Genomic DNA, 19,821 nt, shown 5'->3' on the forward strand with positions numbered 1-19,821 from the left:
CACGCAAGCTATGCACACCGGTCCGTACCGGAATGGGTTAAACTGGGGTTATGACGGAGTTGGCCAAGGGCCCGCGAGGCCTGCGCCGCGGTAGGGGTGCACGAGAGCGCATTCTCAGCGCGTCACAACAACTGTTCCGCGATCAAGGCATCAACCGCACCGGCCTGGACCAGCTCTGCACAGTGGCCCAGGTGTCCAAGCGCACCTTTTACCAGCACTTCGCCGGCAAGGATGAGCTGATCGCTGAACACCTCCGCCGATTTGATCCCGACATCCTGCCCGAGGTGTTCGACCGCACCGATCTCACGCCCCGGGAACGGCTCCTCGCCGCCTTCGATATTCACGCGCCGCTGTGCCCGTTCATCGCCGCGGCCGTCGAAATCAACGACCCCGGACACCCCGCACGCGTACACGCCGCCGACTACAAGAAGGCTTTCGCCGCGCGGCTCACCGAAACCGCTCGCGAGGCCGGCGCCACCAACCCCGAGCAGCTCGGCGAACAACTGGCGCTGCTCCTGGACGGAGCTTCGGCCCGCAACCGGGTCCTCAACACCGAAACCTTCGCCCCCGCCGCCGCCATCGCAGTCATCCTCATCGACAACGCCATCCCCACGGCAGCAGTACCGCCAGCTGCGGGCGGACCCGGACAGGGCCGCGTGCCGGGTCCTGGGACAGCCGAAGTCGGTGACGAGCGAGAAGTTGAAGTCCCGCACGCCGACGCCGCCCCGCCCTCTCGAATGGTCCCTGGCGAACCGATCTGCCAGTAGCGGGTACCAGCCGAGCGCAGATCGAGTCCGAAACTCGCAGCGGGATTGGTGCTTACGATGTCTCGGAGCCGAAACGCGGCGGCGTTCGTGGTGTGGCGCACTGGCACCGCTGCGTCTTCTAGGGGCTGAATCAGCCCTTAGCCGGATTGTCGATGGGCAAGGGCGCTTCTGGCGCCACCACGCCGCTGGCCCTGAGATCACGCCAAAAAGCTGCGGGCACTTCGACATTCAGTGCGGCGACATCCTCCGCGATGCGGCCGGCTCTGCTCGAGCCCGGAATGACCGCCGCCACCGCGGGATGGGCGAGGGAGAAGTGCAGCGCGGCAGCCTTGATCGGCACGCCATAGTTCTCACAAAGTGCAGTGATTCTCTCCACCCGATTGGCGATTTCCGGCGGAATCGGACCATATTCGAAGTGCGCGCCGCCGACGAGGGCGCCCGAATTGTAGGGGCCGCCGACGACCACATCGATCTTCTTCTTGGTCGCAAGAGGCATGAGTCTCTGCAGAGCGGACTCATGATCGAGGATGGTGTAGCGGCCGGCGAGCAGGATGCCGTTCGATTGCGGCTCCGTGAGTTCGAGTCCGATTTCAATCGGTTCGACCCTATTGGTGCCCTGCCCCCAGGCTTTGATGACGCCGTCGTCACGCAACTTGTCCAGCACAGGAAAGGCCCCGTGCTGCGCCTCCTCGAACTTTGAAATCCAGGCGTCGCCGTGGAAATCCTGGGCAAGATCGTGGATGAAGACGTAGTCGAGGCGATCGACGCTCAGCCGTTCCAGGCTGTCGGCGATCGATCTTTTCGTGCCTTCCGCCGTGTAGTCGTACCGGATGGCGTTGGCATTGCCGTCCTTGAAGATGTTGCCTTTGTCGCCGAACGTTCGCTTGCTCGTATCGACCAACTCCGGGAGCACCAGCCGGCCGACCTTGGTGGCGAGGACGTAGTCGTCGCGCGGGTATTTCTTCAGTGCTGCGCCGAGCCTCATCTCCGCGAGGCCGGCGCCGTAAAACGGTGCGGCGTCGAAGAATCGGATGCCCGCCGTCCACGCGGCATCGACGGTCGCTTCGGCCTCCTCTTCGGAGATGCTCCGATACATGTTTCCCAGCGGCGCCGTGCCGAAGCCGAGCGGACCGGCGAGCAGCGTGCTCCTGATGCTCACAGGAGCGTCTCCTGAAACGGGGTGGGCAGTCCGTCGGACCAACTTTCAGGCACGAATGTCCCTCTGATTCCTGTCTTTTCGCTTCAATTCGTCAGGAACCATCATCGCGTTGGTGTCACGATTGGCGTACATGAGCTCAGTTGAGTGCGAGTAGATCTCGATCAGGTTGCCCCAGGGATCTTGGCAGTAGACGGCCTTGAAGGGCTCGCCCTCGAACAGGGTCCAGACGGCCGAGTTCTGCTTGCCACCCGTAGCGTTGATCCGTTGGGCGAGTCCCTCGATGTCGGGATCGACCACGCAGAAGTGAAAGACCCCGGTCTTCCAGTATTCGAAGTTGTTCGCGCTGTTGTCTTCCGAGGGCGGAACGACGAATTGAAACAGCTCGATGCCCACGCCGTTGGCCGTGGCCAGATGGCTGACGTACAGATCTTCCATTCGCTCCCCGAAGATGCCCTTGAAGACGTTGCCGATCGGAGAACCGTCATCTTTGATCTGCAGTGGACCGATGGTGTGACGGCAACCGAGCACGTCGGTGTACCACTCTGTCGCTGCGTAGATATCGGTGACGGTCATGCCGACATGGGTAACGGCCAGTGGGTAATACGCCATCGAAGGCCTCCGCTTTCCGTGGTCGACGACTAGTGGCTCGTCAACCTGCACGGCTAGGCTAAGGCAGCAGCGTGCCGCGATTCTCGACGCTTCTTGCGAACTTTCCGACGCTTCTTGCTGTTTGCAGCGTCATCAGCTCAGGGCCTGTCTCCGATACCGGGCGGGTGTCTCTCCGGTGCTTCTCCGGAAGACCCGGATGAAGTTGTCGAGCGAGCCGAAGCCATGTTCCAGTGCGATGTCGATGAGCGAAATGTGCTCCGAAGCCAGCGCGAGTTTTGCCGCCTGCACCCGGCGGTCTGTGACGTAGCGCTGTGGCGACAACCCGGTGGCCTGTTTGAACAAACGGCTGAAATGGAACGGGCTAAGGCATGCTTCGGACGCCAGTCGATCGAGTGCAAGCGGTTCGAAGAGGTTCGCGTCGATGTAGTCCAGCACTCGCTTCAGGCGCTGCGCATTGAGCGCTCGGGGCATCCCCTTCGGCTTCCATCGATCGACCGTGTAGCGCTTGACCACGTGCGCAACGAGCGCGGCCGTCAAGCCATCCACGAATAACCGGTCGGTTGGATGAGCCGGTTGTTCGGACAGACTCCAAAGAGCTTGTGCCACTTCGTTCATGAAACGATCGTGGAAGCCCCCCGCAAATGCGAGTTCGATCCGACTGGCATCGACGCCGAAGTCCTGTTCCGCACTTCGGTCGATGAGCCCGGACGGCAGGCACAGGTGGACACAATCGATCGGATCGGAAAGGACGGCCTTCTCCGAGAAGCCGATCGGCCCTGTCCATCCGGTTCCCGCGCGGGCAAAGCATCGCTCGTCGATGCCCTCACCCGAACGCTCCACCAGCGCCTGACCCCCGAACATGACGATCAGCTCGTTGCACGGATAGGCCTGCGGATCATGTGATCCCGCGCCGTTGGTGCGGCGCTCGACCACAATTTCAGGCGTCTCGACGGACCTTCCGTGGACCAGGCAGGTTTCGCGCCGGCGATCGCCCATCGTCTCGATGCTCAATCAGGCCTCCCGGATCGATCGCACCTACCTAGTCCCGACGGCAGAAACCATCCCACTCATCAAACTACAAATCGACGAAGTCCGAGTTATCTGCTCCCGGAACTCTCGCCCGGCAGCCTCGTCCGCGACACGGTCGCTACGCAAAAGGGGCCGGCGCTGAGGGCGTTCGCTCGAGGCGGTGTGCGGCAACATCGCTGCCTACATCAGGTCACCCGCCGCCGGCCCTCGGCCGCAATCGCAGCTACTCCCACGTGTCGACGCCAAGCTCGCCACCACCGTCGAGCCGAGGCCGGGCGCAGTCGAGCTACACCAGCAGCTTGCCGCTGTCCCGCTCGGTGGCAGCAACCTACCGCGGTTGTTGCACCACCTACTGCTGCACGTAGCGCCTACTGGTGCTCCTTCTACCGCGCCATGTTGGTAAAGCGCGAAAGATGCAGCTGGTGAGCAACGGTCACTGTCTTCGTCGGACCGTTACGGTGTTTGGCCACAATCAAATCCGCTTCGCCACCACGCGGGTCGTCACGCTCGAAAGCATCCGGCCGGTTGAGCAAGATGACCATGTCGGCGTCCTGCTCCAGTGACCCAGATTCACGAAGGTCGGACAGCATCGGCTTCTTGTCGGTGCGCTGCTCGGGCCCACGGTTCAGCTGGCTGATCGCGATCACCGGAACTTCCAGCTCCTTGGCCAAAAGCTTGAGATGCCTGGAGAATTCGGACACCTCGAGTTGTCGCGACTCGACCTTCTTGCCCGATGACATCAGCTGCAGGTAGTCGACGACGACGAGCTTCAGGTCAGCTTTCTGCTTCAGCCGCCGCGCCTTCGCACGGATCTCCATCATTGTCAGGTTCGGTGAGTCGTCGATATACAGTGGCGCCTCGCTGATTTCGCTCATCCGACGTGCCAGCCGTGTCCAGTCGTCGTCGCTCATCCTGCCCGAGCGCATGTCGCCGAGCTTGATTTTGGCCTCGGCGGACAGCAGACGCATGACGATCTCGGACTTGCTCATTTCCAGCGAAAAAATGACGCTGGCCAGACGGTGCTTGATCGAGCACGAGCGCATGAAATCGAGTCCAAGGGTCGATTTTCCAACACCGGGCCTCGCCGCGACGATGATCATCTGCCCCGGGTGCAGCCCGTTGGTCAACTCGTCGAGCTCGGTGAACCCGGTCGGCACCCCCCGCGACAGACCGCCGTTGGAGGCGATCGCGTCGATCTCGTCCATCGTCGGCTGCAGCAGGTCTTCCAGCGGAACGAAGTCCTCCGACATCCGCCGCTCGGCGACCTCGTACATCTCGGCCTGCGCGCGGTCGACGACCTCGGCGACGTCCGCCCCTTCGGCGCCGGCGTAGCCGTACTGGACCACCCGCGTCCCGGCCTCCACCAAGCGGCGCAGCAGCGCCTTCTCCGCGACGATGCCGGCGTAGTAGCCGGCGTTGGCTGCGGTCGGCACGGTCGAGATCAGGGTGTGCAGATAGGGCGCTCCACCGATCCGGCGCAGCAGCCCACGCCGGTCCAGCTCCGCGGCCACCGTCACCGCGTCAGCCGGCTCACCGCGCCCGTACAGATCCAGGATCGCGTCGTACACGTTCTGGTGGGCCGGACGGTAGAAGTCGCTGGGCCGCAGTCGCTCGAGCACGTCGGCGATCGCGTCCTTGCTCAGCAGCATGCCGCCCAGCACGGACTGCTCGGCGGCCAGATCCTGCGGCGGCTGGCGGCCGTAGTCCTCGCTCGGTGCCTCCGCGCCGGGACGTCCTAAATCATCAACGACAGCCACGCAACTCCCGCCCTCTCCACGACGTTCGAACGCATATTCGACGCCGATGGTCCGACGTTAAGCCACACCACCGACATCGCTCGACTCAGCCCGACCGCCCAGTACCCCCGAAAAATCGGGGGACCCCACCCCGGGGCGGATCCACGGCCTTCGCCCTCGTGATCGACTCGACTCGCAGGCGGCGGGACATCCACCGCGGGCCGAATGCCGATCTTCGAACGCCAGCATCACCTCACGACGGGTCGACGTTAAAGGTTGCTGGCGGCGACGCAAAACGCGGTTGTTCATAGACCTGTGCATGGTGTGTGCATAGCCGTCTACGCCTGTGTTGAGGGGGTGTGGAGAACTTGTGGAGCAATATGCGCCGTTGCCACATCACTGCAGATAAGCGCACCACACACCGGCGTATTTTGTGTGCATAGGAATCTCTACGGCGTGTCGTGCGCGGTTGCCGCTTCGGGCGTGTTGTGTTTCGCCGAATGATTACCAGCGTTAACGGACGGTAACGTTCGCTATCGGTTGCTGGCGGCGACGAGTTCGCTATGCGCGCACAAAAACCCCCGGGGCAGCCCGTTCAGGCTGCCACCGGGGGTTGGAGGTGTGAGCTCAGCCCTCAGCGACGACGTCGAGTGCCACTTTGACGTCCACATCGGGGTGCACGTGCAACGTGATCGGGTGGCTGCCGACGGCCTTGATGTGGCCCTTGGGCAACCGCACCACGCGCTTGTCGAGGTTCGGGCCGCCGGCCTTGCGGATGGCCGTCACGACGGAGCCCGTGGTGACCGAGCCGAACAGCTTGCCGGAGTCGCCGGCCGTCTTCACCGGCAGCGGGACCGAGCCGAGGCCCTCGATGGCGGCCTTGATCTCGTTGGCGTGCTCGAGGTCGCGGACCTGCTTGGTGTCGCGGGCCCGACGAATGTCGTCGGCCTGCTTCTGCGCCCCGCGCGAAGCGACGATCGCCAGACCTCGCGGGAGCAGGAAGTTACGGCCGTAGCCGTCCTTGACTTCGACGGTCTCGCCGACGGAACCGAGATGGTCGACGTCAGCGGTCAATATGAGCTTCATTGTTTCGCTTATTCCGTTCTGCGTTGCGCGCGCTTACCGCGTCGACGAGGTGAAGGGCAGCAGCGCCACCTCGCGGGCGTTCTTGACCGCGATTGCGACATCGCGCTGATGCTGGACGCAGTTGCCGGTCACCCGGCGGGCGCGGATCTTGCCGCGCTCGCTGATGTAGGTACGCAGCAGCTGGGTGTCCTTGTAGTCGATGTCCTGGCCCTTCTTGGAGCAGAACACGCACTTGCGCGCCTTGACCGGCTTTTCCGGCGCTGGACGCCGCTTGGTGGACTTCGCCATGTTTTTCTCTTTCGTTCCGTCGTTCGAAGTGTGTTAGAAGGGGGGCTCGTCGTCGCCGCCGCCGAACGAACCCGACGCCGGGGCACTGCCCCACGGGTCGTCGCCGCCACCGGAGCCGCTGCTGCTGGCGCCGCCGCCCTGAGGTGCCGACTGACGGGATCCGCCGCCGCCACCGAAACCGCCGCCGCCACCGCCGCTGCGGCTGGCCTTGTTCACCTTGGCGGTGGCGTACCGCAGCGACGGACCGATCTCGTCGACCTCGAGCTCGACGACGGTGCGCTTCTCGCCCTCACGGGTCTCGAACGAACGCTGCTTGAGCCGTCCGCTCACGATCACGCGCGATCCGCGGGTCAGGCTCTCGGCCACGTTCTCGGCCGCCTCCCGCCAGATGTTGCAGCGGAGGAACAGCGCTTCGCCGTCCTTCCACTCGTTGGTCTGGCGGTCGAACTGACGCGGGGTCGACGCGACGGTGAAGTTCGCGACGGCCGCGCCCGAAGGCGTGAACCGCAGTTCGGGGTCGGCAGTCAGGTTTCCGATAACCGTGATGACCGTGTCACCAGCCACTGTGTTCTCCTCAGTCCGTTAGGGCACGCCACAATCGGGCGAATGGTCGTGAGTCACGCTGAGCCTACGCAACCGCTCGGACGTGCTGCGGCCATTCGTCAACAGGGCCGCCTGGCAACGACGCGGGGACGGGGACGTCCCGCTGCGAAGCCAGGCGATTGACGTCAGTGCTTGTCGGTCCGCATCACCTTGGTGCGCAGCACCGACTCGTTCAGGCTGAGCTGACGGTCGAGCTCGGACACCGTCGCGGGCGCGGCTTTGAGATCGATCACCGCGTAAATGCCTTCGGCGTGCTTGAGGATCTCGTAAGCGAGCCGGCGCTTGCCCCAGATGTCGACCTTCTCCACTGTTCCGCCGTCTTTACGGACGACGTTCAGAAAGGTCTCCAGGGACGGGGCAACGGTGCGCTCGTCGAGAGTCGGGTCGAGGATGACCATCAATTCGTATGGACGCATGGGAACCTCATCACCTCCTATGGTCATGTGCGGCCGTGGCTCATTTCTCCACGGCAGGAGGGTCGCCTGCGTCGGCAACCGTCACAGGCTACCGGACGGTGGCCGGACCTGCGAAATCGTCGCCGGCCTCGGGTGCGACGGGACCTCGAGCGTGCGCTCAGGGCGGACTTTCCGCGATTTCGCGGCCGTCAGGGCACGGTCGGCGCGACGATCGCCTGCTCGGTTCCCGTGACCGCCCGCCGCAGCCCACGGGGGCGCAGCCAGGCCGGCAGCCCGTCGGGCGGCGCGTCGGCAGCCCGGTCGAATATCCCGCCCGCCGGATCGTCCACCCGACCGCCCCAGCGGACCAGGTCGTCCTCGGGCCGGTAGATCTGGCGGACCACCAGCCCGCAGATGACCAGCACCGCGACGTCGCGCAGCAACACGGTGGTGGTGAACCACTGCTCCGGCAGCCCGCGGTCGGGCACGCTGTAGAGGTAGTACATCCGCGGCACCCACACCAGCGCGTCGATGGTCATCCACGCCAACAAGATCCGCCGGTGTGGCAGCGCCAGCACCGCGAGCGGCACCAGCCACAGCGAGAACTGTGGGCTCCAGACCTTGTTGGTCAACAAGAACGCGGCCACCACCAGCAGCGCCAGCTGCGCCAGCCGTGGCCGGCGCGGCGCGGTCAGCGCGATGTAAGCGATTGCGGCACAACTCAATACGAACAACGCCAGGACGACGGCGTTGAGGATCTTCGGCGGCTCCCACAGACCGAGGTGCTGGTCGAAGCCGGGCCAGCCGGTGAGTGACCTCACCACGTTGTACAGCGAATCCATGTCGTCGCCGCGACGCGCATTGAGCCGGAAGAATTCCGACCAGCCCCGCGGAAACAGCAGCAGCACCGGAAGATTCACCAGCAACCAGGTCGTCAACGCGGTCGCCGCGGTGCGGGCCACCTCCCGCAGCCGCCCGGTCCGGATGCCCAGCACCAGCAGCGGACCGAGGAACAGCAGCGGGTACAGCTTGGCCGCTCCGCCCAGGCCGATCAGCACGCCGGCCAGCACCGGCCGGCGACGCGCCCAGGCCAGCAGCCCGCCGAGCGCGAAAGCCGTTGCCAGCGCGTCGAAATTGGTGAAGATCTGGAAGATCACCAGCGGGCAGGCGCCCACCAGGGCCGCGTCCCATACGCGTCGTCCGGCCAGCCCGGCCGTCGCCCACAACGTCGCCAACCAGGCCAGCGCCAATCCGAGCGCAGCCACGTCGAAGAACACCACCACCTCGGCGACCACCGGTAGCGGAATCATCTTGCTGACGGCCGTGTAGGTCTTGGCCAACGACATCGACACGTACTGGTACATCCCGGTGAGCACCGGATACTCCATGTAGCGCAGCGCGGGCTTACCGTCGTAGCGGGTCTGCGGTTTGCCGCTGCCGTCCCGCTCGATCCAGCTCGATTTGTACGGAAAACGGCCCTGGCTCAACAACTCCGCGCCGTACAGCGGCACGGTGTCGGAGTAGCACAGCTCGTAATACGCCCGCTGGTTCTGCCAGTTGGCCACCCGCTGATCACCGGGGCCGGTTCCGACCGTCTGCAGGCACGGCGCCTTGGTCGACCATCCCAGCGCCAGGAACACCAGCCCGATCAGGAACATCACCCGCAGCGGCGTGAAAACCCTTGCACGCCCCATGATCGCGTGCCGGCCCACCGGGCCGCCCACGACATTGGACAGCGCCGCGCCCAGAAAGTCGGTGCGGCTCGGGCAATCCCGGTCATCGGCGGAGCGCAGATCGCGCGCCAAGGGCCGCGGTGAGATGTCGGCGCGATCCGTCTCGGCGACGCTCACGGTGGAGGCGGCGCGCCCGGTGCCGGCGCTCCCGGCGGTGGAACTCCCGGCGCCGGAGCAGGCGGCCCGACGGGAACCGTGGTCGGCGGGCCGATCGGAATCGTGATGCCCGGCGCAATCTCCATCGTCGGCTGGATCACCGTCATCTGCGGCGCCTGCGGTGGTGGCGGCGGTCCGGCCGGCACCCCGGCGGATCCGCCGATCTCGGTCGGCTTCGGGAAGGTCTCGTTGGTGGTCCCCTTGAGCGCGCCGTCCATCGTCGACTTCCAAATGTCGGACGGCAGACCGGATCCGTAGACCGCCGCTCCTCCCTTGGTCACCAGCGGCGTGTCGCCGCGCACGGTGCCCACCCACACCGCCGTCGACAGCGACGGGGTGTAGCCGACCATCCAGGCGTCCTTGTCGGCGTCGGTGTCGCCGAACTGGGTGGTGCCGGTCTTGGACGCCGACGGCCGACCACCGGCCAGCGCGTGTCCGCGCGAGTAGGACGCGATCGGCTGCATGGCCGACGTGACGTTGTCGGCGACGTCCTTGGGGATCCGCTGGTCACCGGAGTTGTCGGAGCCGGCCGCGTCGAACAGCACCTTGCCCTCGGCGTTGACCACCTTCTGCACGAAGTGCGGGCGGTGGTAGATCCCGGAATCGGCCAGGGTGGCGTACGCCGAGGCCATGTCGATCGGGCGAGTCTGGTACTGGCCCAGCACAATCCCGTTGTTCGGCGGGCCGCCCTTGCCATCCTCGGACAGCGTGTGCGAGACGCCGGGGAAGCTGCCCGCGATGCCGGCCTGGTGGGCGGCCTCGGCCACGTCTTCCGGGCCGTTCTTCAGCTTCAGCATCAGCCGGTAGTAGGAGGTGTTGAGGGACCGCTTGAGCGCCTCGGCGATGTTGCAGACGCCGCAGCCTTCGCCTTCGACGTTGGTGATCTTGATGCCGTTGACCGTCAACGGTGAGCTGTCGACCTGGTAGCCGAGGCCGATGCCCTGCTCCAGCGCGGCGATCAACGCGAACACCTTGAACGACGATCCGGTCTGCAACCCGGCCTGGGCGAAGTCGAATCCGTTGGCGTCCGAGCCGCCGTAGTAGGCCTTCACCGAGCCGTTGTGCGGGTCGATCGACACGACCGCGGTCCGCATATCGGGGTTCTGGCCCTCCAGGTACTTCGAGACCGCGTTCTCCGCGGCCTTCTGCGCCGTCGGGTCGATGGTGGTGGTGACCTGCAGTCCCTGGGTGTTCAGCGTCTGCTCGTCGATGTTGAAGAGCTCCATCAGCTCCTTGGTCACCTGGCGCTCGATCAACCCGTTGGGCCCGGTGGTCTGGTTCTGCTGGCGGGCCTGCTCGGGTGGCACGGTCGGCGGGAAGAGCTGTGCTGCGCGGTCTTTCGGCGACAGCGCCTTGTCGTCGACCATCCCGTCGAGCACCCAGTTCCAGCGCTCCTTGGCGCCATCCAGGTCCACCGCGGGGTCCAGCGTCGACGGACGCTGGATCAATGCGGCCAGCAGCGCGCCGTCGGCGATGGTGAGCTGTTCGACCGGCTTGTCGAAGTACGCCCGCGAGGCCGCCGAGATCCCGTACGCCCCACGGCCGAAGTAGATGATGTTCAGGTAAGCCTGCAGCACATCGTCTTTGGACCACTCGCCGCTCATCTTGGTGGCGATGACGAGTTCCTTGGCCTTGCGGACCAGGCCGCCGACACCGGCGCGCTGCGCCCCGACCAATGCGTTCTTGACGTACTGCTGGGTGATGGTGGAGCCACCCTGGGTGTCGCCGCCGAAGATGTTGTTCTTGAACGCCCGCGCGAACCCGGTGAAGGAGAAGCCCGGGTTGGAGTAGAAGTTGCGGTCCTCCGCAGCAATCACCGCCTGGCGGACATGCACCGGCACCTGGTCGATGTTGACGTCGACCCGATTGCCCTCGGGTGGAACGATTTTCGCCAGTTCAGAGCCGTCGCTGGCCAGGATCGTCGAGACCTGGTTGGTGCGGATGTCACCGGGCTTGGGGATGTCGACGATGGTGTAGGCCATCGCGAAAGTGACGATCGGCAGCAGCACGATCACTACGACACTGGCGTAGAGCCCTCGGCGGACCCACCTCCAGTTGATGTGGTTCAGCCACTCCCAGTCGAGGCGCTGAGCCCAACCGGGAATCGGCGGCTTGCGGGGCGGCGGGCCCTTTCTCGTCGGATCACCCGGTGGCGGGCCGTCGGGCGACCGTTGCTGACGCCGTGGGGTTTTGGCGTCCAACGCGGCCGAGGCCATCTCCAGCGGGTCACGCCGCTCTGACGTCCGCGATGTCGGCCGGCCGTCCAGCGCCGCCTTCACCGCGTCGATCGGGTCCTTGTAGCGATTCGGGGTGTCGTCCTTGACCGGCGGCAGGATCGTGGTCAGCCGGTCGTCCGGCGGTGGGGTGGGACGCGACCGCGGCTGCTTCGAGCCGCCAGCAGCCCCTGCCCCCCTCGGGTCACCAGCGGCTGATTGGTCTTGCGGCCCTTCGTTATTCACTGGCCGTGCGGGCGCCGTCGCGCGCCGTCCGGGTGCTGCGCTTGCGCGGCGGACGAGCCGTGCGTGTTGCGCCGAGCACATACGACTTCACCAAGTGATTCCAACTGCAGGTTCGACATACCTCCACCACATGTACCGCGAATTCCTCGAACCGCGACGCTAGCAAGACCAACTCCTCGGCGGTCCGCGCAGACCCCGACACCGCGCCGAGGTGCTCGCCGAACACCCACGAGACCAGCGTCAACTGCTCCTTGCGGCAGATCGGACACATGACCGAGCTGACCTTGCCGTGGTACTTGGCGGCACGCAGCAGGTACGGGTTCGCGTCGCAGACCTCGGTGACACCGGTGCGGCCGGAGTAGACCTCCGCGAGCAGCGACCGGCGCTTGAGCGCGTAGTCCACCACCTGCCGCTGCAATCGCACGATGACCAGAGTACGTCCGCACGGCCGGTGCGGAGAGGTAGGTCGGTCACGTTTCGAGGCTCACCCGGATTGCCCGGTTCCTCGACGCCCCACCATGCAGCGCGCATCGTCAGCGCGACGGCGCGGCGCTGACCTCACCGAAGGTGCATATCGAAACGACGCAGCACTGCAACATCGCGACTCTAGGATCATCGCGTGGCTAAGTGGCTCGGAGCGCCGGCGGCTCGCGGCGGCACGGCGGCAACCCGCGCCAGGGACGCGGACCGCCAGGACGCATGTCAGGTCCTGGACAACGGCCTCAGCAGCGGCGAGCTCTCGATGGAGGAGCATCGCCAGCGGGTGAGCGCCGCCACCAAGGCGGTGACCCTGGGCGACCTGCGGGGCCTGGTCGACGATCTGCAATACGACAGTTCCCTGGTGCCGGCGCTGCAGGCCGACAAACCTCCCGGACTGATGGCGCTGGTCCGATCACGTACCAAGCGCGGCGCAACGACCCTGGTGGCCGCATTGGTCGGGGCGCTGCTGCTCGGCGTCCTGATCGGCTGGGGGATCTACGGGGACAGCAGCTCGCCATTCGAACTATCCCCCGATCCCGGTGCCCAGTCGGACGGCGTGGCACCGGTGGTGCTGAAGCCGCCCACGCAGCTGCATTCCGTCGGCGGGCTGACCGGCCTGATGGAGCAAGCGCGCAAACGGTACGGAAATGTCGTCGGCTACCGGATGGTCATCTACCCGACGTACGCCTCGTTCGACCGGCCGGACCCCTCAGACGACCGCCGGATACTCGACTCCGACTACCGCGGTGGCTGGGACGATCCCCGGAACAAGGCCAGGAGCGGCGCTGATCCGCCTGATCCGGTGGACCTCAGCAAATTCGACATACCGGCCACGGTCGGGATCATGCGCGGCGCACCCGACACCCTGCACATCAAGCGGTCCGAGGTGAAGAGCACCTACCTGATCATCGAACCCGCCGCCAACGCCGTCGCGCCGGGGGCGTTGTCGCTCTCGGTGCACGTGTCCAGTGATTTCGGCAGTGGCTCGATCACCTTTGCGGGCGACGGCACCATCAAACGGGTGGATCTGCCCTAGACGAGCTGGCAGGGCCCGGTTTCGACGCGCGTGCATACACCGTAATTCGAACCCGATTGGCGCGTTGGCGACCGGTGATTGAACAGAACGGGAACGGCAGCTGGACGCCCGAAGTAGCGGCGAATATATCGGGCCGATACTATGCAGCGAGACTGTTTCTCGACATAACAGCGACGCTATCGGTGCAGCAAAGGAGGTGACTCGGTGCTCGAGCTTGCCATCCTGGGACTCTTGCTCGAGTCGCCTATGCATGGCTACGAGCTACGCAAAAGGTTGACAGGTCTGCTCGGGGCGTTCAGGGCATTTTCCTACGGCTCGCTCTACCCCGCACTGCGGCGGATGCAGGCCGACGGAATGATCGCCGAGAACGCCGCGCCGGCCGGAACGCCGGTGCGTCGGGCCCGGCGCGTGTACGAGATGACCGAGGCGGGCCGGCAGCGCTTCACCGAGCTGGTGGCTGACACCGGGCCGCAGAACTACTCCGACGACGGGTTCGGGGTACACCTGGCATTTTTCAACCGCACACCGGCGGAAGCCCGGATGCGCATCCTGGAGGGCCGTCGCCGCCAGGTCGAAGAACGGCGAGAAGGTCTGCGTGAAGCCATAGCGCGGGCCAGTAGTTCGTTAGACCGATACACCCGCCAGCTGCACCAACTCGGGCTGGAGTCGAGCGAGCGCGAAGTCAATTGGCTCAACGAGCTGATCGCGGCCGAACGTTTAGCGCAGAGCAGCGCTGAGCAGGCCTGAGCCGAACAAATCCCCTCAAGAAAGAATAGGAGAACGCCGTATGAGTGAGCAGAACGCGCCGCAGGCGTCCACCGAGGTCCGAGTTGCCATTGTCGGCGTCGGCAACTGCGCGTCCTCGCTGGTACAGGGCGTCCAGTACTACTACGACGCGGACGAGAACAGCGTCGTGCCGGGTCTGATGCACGTGAAGTTCGGCCAGTACCACGTCCGCGACGTGAAGTTCGTCGCCGCGTTCGACGTGGATGCCAAGAAGGTCGGCTTCGACCTCTCCGAGGCGATCTTCGCGTCGGAGAACAACACCATCAAGATCTCCGATGTGCCGCCGACCAACGTGACGGTGCAGCGCGGCCCGACCCTCGACGGCATCGGCAAGTACTACGCCGAGACGATCGAGATCTCCGACGCCGAGGCCGTCGACGTGGTCAAGACACTCAAGGACGCGAACGTCGACGTCGTGGTGTCCTACCTGCCGGTGGGTTCGGAACAGGCCGACAAGTTCTACGCCCAGTGCGCGATCGACGCGGGCGTGGCGTTCGTCAACGCGTTGCCGGTGTTCATCGCCTCCGACCCGGTGTGGGCGAAGAAGTTCACCGACGCCGGTGTGCCGATCGTCGGTGACGACATCAAGAGCCAGGTCGGCGCGACGATCACGCACCGCGTGATGGCCAAGCTGTTCGAGGACCGCGGCGTGCAGCTCGACCGCACGATGCAGCTCAACGTCGGCGGCAACATGGACTTCCTCAACATGCTCGAGCGCGAGCGACTCGAGTCGAAGAAGATCTCCAAGACGCAGGCCGTCACGTCGAACCTGCAGCGTGAGTTCAAGACCAAGGACGTGCACATCGGCCCGTCGGACCACGTCGGCTGGCTCGACGACCGCAAGTGGGCCTACGTCCGTCTCGAAGGCCGCGCCTTCGGCGACGTGCCGCTGAACCTGGAGTACAAGCTCGAGGTCTGGGACTCGCCCAACTCGGCCGGCGTGATCATCGACGCGGTGCGCGCGGCGAAGATCGCCAAGGACCGTGGCATCGGCGGACCGGTCGTTCCGGCCTCGGCCTACCTGATGAAGAGCCCCCCGAAGCAGCTGCCCGACGACATCGCGCGGGCGCAGCTCGAGGAGTTCATCATCGAGGGCTGATTGCTCTTGTGAGAATGCGGTGGAGTCGCCTGGGCGCGGCTTCACCGCATTCTTGTTTTCGGGGGTGGGGCAATCTTGCCCGCCTCGCAGCGATTCGCCGACATGCTGCTGGGCAAGTGCTTAGCATCGTGTCTCGATGAAGGTTCAGCCCGCCGCGTTTCTCCGCACCACCCTGCCGCTGGACCTGTCGCGTCTGAACGAGTTGGACAGCGGGCGCTACCACTCGATCTGGCTGCCCGACCACATGGTCAGCTTCTGGCCGGATTCGATCTGGACACCTGAATTCACCGATCTGGCAACGGTTTCCCCGTCACCGCATCGCCATCTCGACGGGCTGGCGGTCGCCGCCGCGGCAGCAGCCCTCACCGAGAACGTCCCGCTGGTCACCGCCGTCGTCGACACCGTGCGGCGCCACCCCGCGATGCTGGCCCAGACCGCCCTGACCATCGACCACGTGGCCCGGGGACGGTTCATCCTCGGGCTCGGCAGCGGCGAGAGCGAGAACACCCTGCCGTACGGCTTCGACTTCTCCCGGCCCGTCGCGCGATTCGAAGAGGCGCTGCGGGTGATCCGGCTGCTGTGGGACAGCGAAGGCCCGGTCGACTTCGACGGACGGTTCTACTCCCTGCACCACGCCCGGCTCGACACCGAGGTCTACGACGGCCGGCCGCCGCCGATCTGGATCGGAGCCAGCGGTCCACGGATGCTCGACATCGCCGGACGCTACGCCGACGGCTGGTGGCCGGCCGGTGCCTGGACCCCGGAACACTACGGCGAGATGCTCTCCGCGATAAGGAGATCCGCCGAGGAGGCGGGCCGCGATCCGCTCTCGATCACGCCGTGCTTCATCCAGGTGTGCTTGATCGGCGCGAACGAGGCCGCGCTGGACGAGGTCCTGCAAGCACCGCTGGTGAAGGCGTTTCTACTGCAGGTATCGGCGGAGACGTTGCGCGGCTTCGGTTTCGAGCACCCGATGGGACCGGAGTGGCGCGGGTTCCAGGACATCGACCCAGCGGTGCTGACCCGCGAGCGGATCCTCGATTTCCTGGCCAAGGTGCAGCCCGAGATGCTGCTCGCCGTGGTGCCGCACGGTACGCCGGCGCAGGTGGCCGCCATCATCAAGACCTATGTCGACGCGGGTCTACGCGTGCCCAAGATCCTGGACTACAGCGCCATGGCCGGACTTGCCCACGCCACCAGCTCGGCGGCGAATGTCGTCGCGGCCGAAGATGCTCTGCTCGCGTTGTGTGGAGATGTCCGGTGACGCTGGACGCCGGTGAGCTGCTGGCCGCGGCGGTGGCGGAGACAGGTCTGAGCAACTTCGGCGACCCCACCCTGCCGGATCGCTTCGCGGTGGCCGTCGAACATCTCAACGGGCTCGGCATGGATGCCGCCGGCCAAACCGCCGCGGCTGAGGTCTGCCGGTGGCTGCTCACCTCGCGGCTGGAATTCCTGGCGGACCGCGACCGCTACCCGATCGCCGATGAGGTGATCGCTGCGCCGATGTTCGTCACCGGCGAGCCACGTTCGGGCACAACGCTGATGCACGCCCTGATGTCGGTGGACCCCGACGCCCGCGCGCTGCGGTTCTGGGAGGTGATGTATCCGTCACCACCGCCCGGCCTGACCGGGTCGGACGATCCCCGGCGTGCCCGCGCCGACGACGATTGGCGGGAAATCAACGCCAAGATGCCGAAGTGGCTGCACAGCCACCCCTACAACGACATGCTCGGCGACGGGCTCCCCGAAGACGAGCGCACCTGGGCCTTCGACTTCCGGGTGATGACCCCGACCGCGTGGTGGCGGGTTCCGATGCAGTCGCTGGTCGGCGGCCTGACCACCGACGCCGCAGCGCAGTACCGGCTGCACAAGGCGATGCTGCAGCAGTTGCAATTCCGTCGACCGCGAAAGTACTGGGTGCTCAAAGGTTTCCATGGCTTCCGGCTGACGGAGATGTTCGCGGCCTATCCTGACGCGACGCTGGTCTGGCTGCACCGCGACCCGGTGCAGGTGGCGGCGTCGCGGACGATGATGATGGCCGACATCGCCGAGGGCATGGTCGGGCCCAGTGACCTGCATGCGCAGGCCAAGATGCACCTGGACCTGACCCGCGTCGGCGTCACCAACACGATGAGCAACCCCATGGTCGACGATCCGCGGATCCTGCACATTCGCTACAGCGACTTTGTCGCCGATCAGGTTGCGACCGTTCGGCGGTTTTACGAATTCAGTGGCCGGCCGCTGACCTCGACGGCTGCGGAGGCGATGCGGCGTTACCTCGCCGAGAACCCCGGCGACCGGCACGGCAAGTTCCGCTACTCGACCCAGTTGCTGGTCGACATCGGTGAGAACCTCGACGCGTTGCACGAGGAATTCCGGCCGTTCCGTGAGCGATTCGGCGTCGACATCGAGAAGCGGGGTTGAGGTGACGCACGAGTTGCTGTCCGTGCACAACGTCACCTTCTACGGCGCGGCGCCGGCCGAGCTCGAGCAATACTGGACCGACCTCGGCATCGCCCGGCTGAGCATCCTCGACACCGAGCTACTCGATCCTCGCTTCCCAAAGGTGTTGCAGCGCAGGGGCTACTCCGTCGAGGCCGTCTACCACCTGTTCGCCGAGGAAGCCGCGCTGAACCGGGTGATCGACGCCGCCGCGAACGTCGCGGCCGCCACGGTGTACATGCTCACCGGCGGCCGCGGCGACCTCACCTGGCCCCAAGCGGCGGAACGCTTCTGCGAAAGGGTTGCACCGTGCCTGAAGCGCGCGCAGGATGCCGGTGTGGCGCTGGCGATCGAGAACGCGTCGAGTCTGTACGCGGACCTGCATATCGCGCACACGCTTCGCGACACTGTCGCCCTGGCCGAGATGAGCGGCCTGGACATCTGCATCGACGTGTTCCACTGCTGGGCCGAGGGCGACGTCGAGGAGCAACTGCGCCGGGCATTGCCGCGCACCCGGCTGATCCAGCTCAGCGATTACGTGCTCGGCGATCGGTCGCTGCCCGGTCGCGCGGTGCCCGGCGACGGCGTCATCCCGATTGAATCGCTTGTGGGCCAAGCACTTCAGGGTGGCTATCCGCACGGGTTCGACGTGGAGCTGATCGGGCCGCGCATCGAGGAAGAGGGCCGGCTCGCCGCCGCCCGTCGCGCATGCGCGGTCGTCGGGTCAATGCTCGACACGTTGGGTGCGGGGTAGATGGCGTTCGGCGATGGTCCCGACGACGCCGCGCTGCGCGCCGCATGGACCGCGTTCTGCGGGCAACTCCGCGACGCCGGCGACCAGGTCTTCAAAGACGCCAACGCCACATCGGGCGCCCAGCGCGTCGACGCTTTCCGATTTCTCACCCAAAACCTGGGCCAGGCCTTCGATCTGGCGCTGGAGACCCGCGACGCCCACTACCCCGCGTTGCACACGTTCTGCGGCCCGACCCGCAAGCTCGGCGGTGACTGCGGCGACTTCACCTACCAGCAGGCCTGGATCGACGGCCGGTCGGCGTATCGGCTGACGGGCAGTCGCGGCACCGCGCGATTCTTCAACGTCACCGTGCAAGGCCGTCGCACACCCGGACCCGGGGTGCTGCACGAGCCCTTCGGCGACACACCGGAAGCCAACATCACCCAGCTGGAGGTCGGCGACGACGGACAGTTCGAGCTGTACATCGGCGGCCCCGAGCGTGCCGGTAACTGGCTGCCGACAACGGCGGAGTCGCGAAAGCTGTTCGTCCGCCAGGGATTCGACCGCTGGGATGAAATTCCGGCGCAGATCCGGATCGAACGGATCGACATGGCCGGCCCCAAGCCGCTGCCCACCCCGGAGGTGATGGTCGAAGCGATGGACTGGGCGGGTGACTTCGTCACGGGCCTGATGTCGGATTGGCCGGAGTTCCCGTTCACCTACGGCGGCGTGGACGCCGCCAGCCCGAACACCTTCCCGCGGGTCGACGCCAACGACGCCGACGCCAAACGCGGACGAGCCGCGGCCAACATGTATTGGGAGCTGGGTCCCGCCGAAGCGCTGATCGTCGAGTTCGACGCCCACGATGGACTGTGGATGCTGACCAACATGGGGGTCTTCTTCAACAGCATGGACTACCTCTACCGGCCGGTGAGCTACACGCCGAGCCGCGCCGCCGTCGACGCCGACGGAAGAATCCGGCTGGTGATGGCGCACCGGGACCCCGGCGTGCAGAACTGGCTGGACACCCAGGGATTCGAGCGCGGCAACCTGACCTATCGCCACATGCTCGAAGGCCACCCCGCGGTGCTCGACACCCGGGTGGTCGCCCACGACGACGTGTCCGGCGTCCTACCGCCCGACACCGCGATGGTCACCGAGACCGAGCGGACCGAAGCGATGTGGGAACGGTTCCGCGGCATTCGCCGCCGCTACGTCCTTTAGT

The 19,821-nt window shown here is 65.9% G+C and carries 19 protein-coding genes; 8 read left to right on the forward strand and 11 right to left on the reverse strand.

Translation table 11 applies throughout. The annotated features are described in order from the left end of the window. Positions 1-50 precede the first annotated feature (50 nt). Positions 51-767, forward strand: coding sequence for a TetR/AcrR family transcriptional regulator (locus tag ACZYW1_RS11750; RefSeq protein WP_463785937.1), 717 nt, complete (start codon positions 51-53; stop codon positions 765-767). 130 nt (positions 768-897) lie between these two features. On the opposite strand, the gene ACZYW1_RS11755 is transcribed toward ACZYW1_RS11750, so the two are convergent. The 11 genes from ACZYW1_RS11755 to ACZYW1_RS11805 form a co-directional block, all read right to left on the reverse strand. Continuing rightward, the gene (locus tag ACZYW1_RS11755) at positions 898-1,926 is read right to left on the reverse strand and encodes an aldo/keto reductase (RefSeq protein ID WP_463785939.1); all 1,029 of its coding nucleotides are present in this window, start codon (positions 1,924-1,926) and stop codon (positions 898-900) included. Between the two features lie 45 nt (positions 1,927-1,971). Continuing rightward, positions 1,972-2,499, reverse strand: coding sequence for a VOC family protein (locus ACZYW1_RS11760; protein WP_463785941.1), 528 nt, complete (start codon positions 2,497-2,499; stop codon positions 1,972-1,974). 168 nt (positions 2,500-2,667) lie between these two features. Continuing rightward, entirely contained in the window at positions 2,668-3,546 is an 879-nt protein-coding gene (locus tag ACZYW1_RS11765) for a helix-turn-helix domain-containing protein (protein WP_463785944.1), read from the reverse strand. 401 nt (positions 3,547-3,947) lie between these two features. Further along, on the reverse strand, positions 3,948-5,321 hold the full coding sequence (gene dnaB / locus ACZYW1_RS11770; RefSeq protein ID WP_463785946.1) for a replicative DNA helicase: 1,374 nt from the start codon (positions 5,319-5,321) through the stop codon (positions 3,948-3,950). Positions 5,322-5,927: 606 nt separating this feature from the next. After that, positions 5,928-6,386, reverse strand: coding sequence for a 50S ribosomal protein L9 (gene rplI / locus ACZYW1_RS11775; RefSeq protein WP_463785947.1), 459 nt, complete (start codon positions 6,384-6,386; stop codon positions 5,928-5,930). A gap of 33 nt (positions 6,387-6,419) precedes the next feature. Then, complete coding sequence (gene rpsR / locus ACZYW1_RS11780; protein WP_285186176.1) at positions 6,420-6,674, reverse strand: 30S ribosomal protein S18; 255 nt, start codon at positions 6,672-6,674, stop codon at positions 6,420-6,422. 33 nt (positions 6,675-6,707) lie between these two features. Further along, positions 6,708-7,238 carry a single-stranded DNA-binding protein gene (locus ACZYW1_RS11785; RefSeq protein ID WP_463785949.1) on the reverse strand — a complete coding sequence of 177 codons (531 nt, stop codon included), beginning with the start codon at positions 7,236-7,238 and terminating at the stop codon, positions 6,708-6,710. A 164-nt stretch (positions 7,239-7,402) separates the two neighbouring features. Then, entirely contained in the window at positions 7,403-7,693 is a 291-nt protein-coding gene (gene rpsF / locus ACZYW1_RS11790) for a 30S ribosomal protein S6 (RefSeq protein WP_325686250.1), read from the reverse strand. A gap of 188 nt (positions 7,694-7,881) precedes the next feature. Continuing rightward, positions 7,882-9,522, reverse strand: coding sequence for a glycosyltransferase family 87 protein (locus tag ACZYW1_RS11795; protein WP_463785951.1), 1,641 nt, complete (start codon positions 9,520-9,522; stop codon positions 7,882-7,884). Further along, a complete protein-coding gene (locus ACZYW1_RS11800; protein ID WP_463785953.1) occupies positions 9,519-12,020 on the reverse strand; it encodes a transglycosylase domain-containing protein in 2,502 nt (833 codons plus the stop codon). The genes ACZYW1_RS11795 and ACZYW1_RS11800 overlap by 4 nt, the downstream gene beginning before the upstream one ends. Beyond that, positions 12,013-12,444: a DUF5318 family protein gene (locus ACZYW1_RS11805; protein WP_463785955.1), complete on the reverse strand. Its 432-nt coding sequence runs from the start codon at positions 12,442-12,444 to the stop codon at positions 12,013-12,015. Before ACZYW1_RS11805 ends, ACZYW1_RS11800 begins: the two co-directional genes overlap by 8 nt. A 195-nt stretch (positions 12,445-12,639) precedes the next feature. On the opposite strand from ACZYW1_RS11805, the gene ACZYW1_RS11810 reads away from it, so the two are divergent. From ACZYW1_RS11810 to ACZYW1_RS11840, 7 genes are all read left to right on the forward strand, one after another. After that, on the forward strand, positions 12,640-13,536 hold the full coding sequence (locus ACZYW1_RS11810; RefSeq protein ID WP_463785957.1) for a DUF1707 SHOCT-like domain-containing protein: 897 nt from the start codon (positions 12,640-12,642) through the stop codon (positions 13,534-13,536). Between the two features lie 204 nt (positions 13,537-13,740). Next, positions 13,741-14,283: a PadR family transcriptional regulator gene (locus tag ACZYW1_RS11815; protein ID WP_463785959.1), complete on the forward strand. Its 543-nt coding sequence runs from the start codon at positions 13,741-13,743 to the stop codon at positions 14,281-14,283. Positions 14,284-14,323: 40 nt separating this feature from the next. Continuing rightward, positions 14,324-15,421: an inositol-3-phosphate synthase gene (locus ACZYW1_RS11820; RefSeq protein ID WP_463785961.1), complete on the forward strand. Its 1,098-nt coding sequence runs from the start codon at positions 14,324-14,326 to the stop codon at positions 15,419-15,421. A 136-nt stretch (positions 15,422-15,557) separates the two neighbouring features. Then, the gene (locus ACZYW1_RS11825) at positions 15,558-16,685 is read left to right on the forward strand and encodes an LLM class flavin-dependent oxidoreductase (RefSeq protein ID WP_463785962.1); all 1,128 of its coding nucleotides are present in this window, start codon (positions 15,558-15,560) and stop codon (positions 16,683-16,685) included. 2 nt (positions 16,686-16,687) lie between these two features. Further along, positions 16,688-17,845, forward strand: coding sequence for a sulfotransferase family protein (locus ACZYW1_RS11830; RefSeq protein ID WP_463787804.1), 1,158 nt, complete (start codon positions 16,688-16,690; stop codon positions 17,843-17,845). Between the two features lies 1 nt (position 17,846). After that, positions 17,847-18,617 carry a sugar phosphate isomerase/epimerase family protein gene (locus ACZYW1_RS11835; protein ID WP_463785963.1) on the forward strand — a complete coding sequence of 257 codons (771 nt, stop codon included), beginning with the start codon at positions 17,847-17,849 and terminating at the stop codon, positions 18,615-18,617. Then, a complete protein-coding gene (locus tag ACZYW1_RS11840; RefSeq protein ID WP_463785964.1) occupies positions 18,618-19,820 on the forward strand; it encodes a DUF1214 domain-containing protein in 1,203 nt (400 codons plus the stop codon). It abuts the gene before it with no gap. The last annotated feature ends 1 nt before the right edge of the window (position 19,821 follow it).

The organism is Mycobacterium sp. IDUB_36 (assembly GCF_055419225.1).

Coding starts and splice junctions, on each gene's coding strand:
- ACZYW1_RS11750 (WP_463785937.1), top strand. CDS start 51: ATGACGGAGTTGGCCAAGGGCCCGCGAGGCCTGCGCCGCGGTAGGGGT.
- ACZYW1_RS11760 (WP_463785941.1), bottom strand. CDS start 2,499: ATGACCGTCACCGATATCTACGCAGCGACAGAGTGGTACACCGACGTG.
- rplI (WP_463785947.1), bottom strand. CDS start 6,386: ATGAAGCTCATATTGACCGCTGACGTCGACCATCTCGGTTCCGTCGGC.
- rpsR (WP_285186176.1), bottom strand. CDS start 6,674: ATGGCGAAGTCCACCAAGCGGCGTCCAGCGCCGGAAAAGCCGGTCAAG.
- rpsF (WP_325686250.1), bottom strand. CDS start 7,693: ATGCGTCCATACGAATTGATGGTCATCCTCGACCCGACTCTCGACGAG.
- ACZYW1_RS11820 (WP_463785961.1), top strand. CDS start 14,324: ATGAGTGAGCAGAACGCGCCGCAGGCGTCCACCGAGGTCCGAGTTGCC.
- ACZYW1_RS11825 (WP_463785962.1), top strand. CDS start 15,558: ATGAAGGTTCAGCCCGCCGCGTTTCTCCGCACCACCCTGCCGCTGGAC.
- ACZYW1_RS11840 (WP_463785964.1), top strand. CDS start 18,618: ATGGCGTTCGGCGATGGTCCCGACGACGCCGCGCTGCGCGCCGCATGG.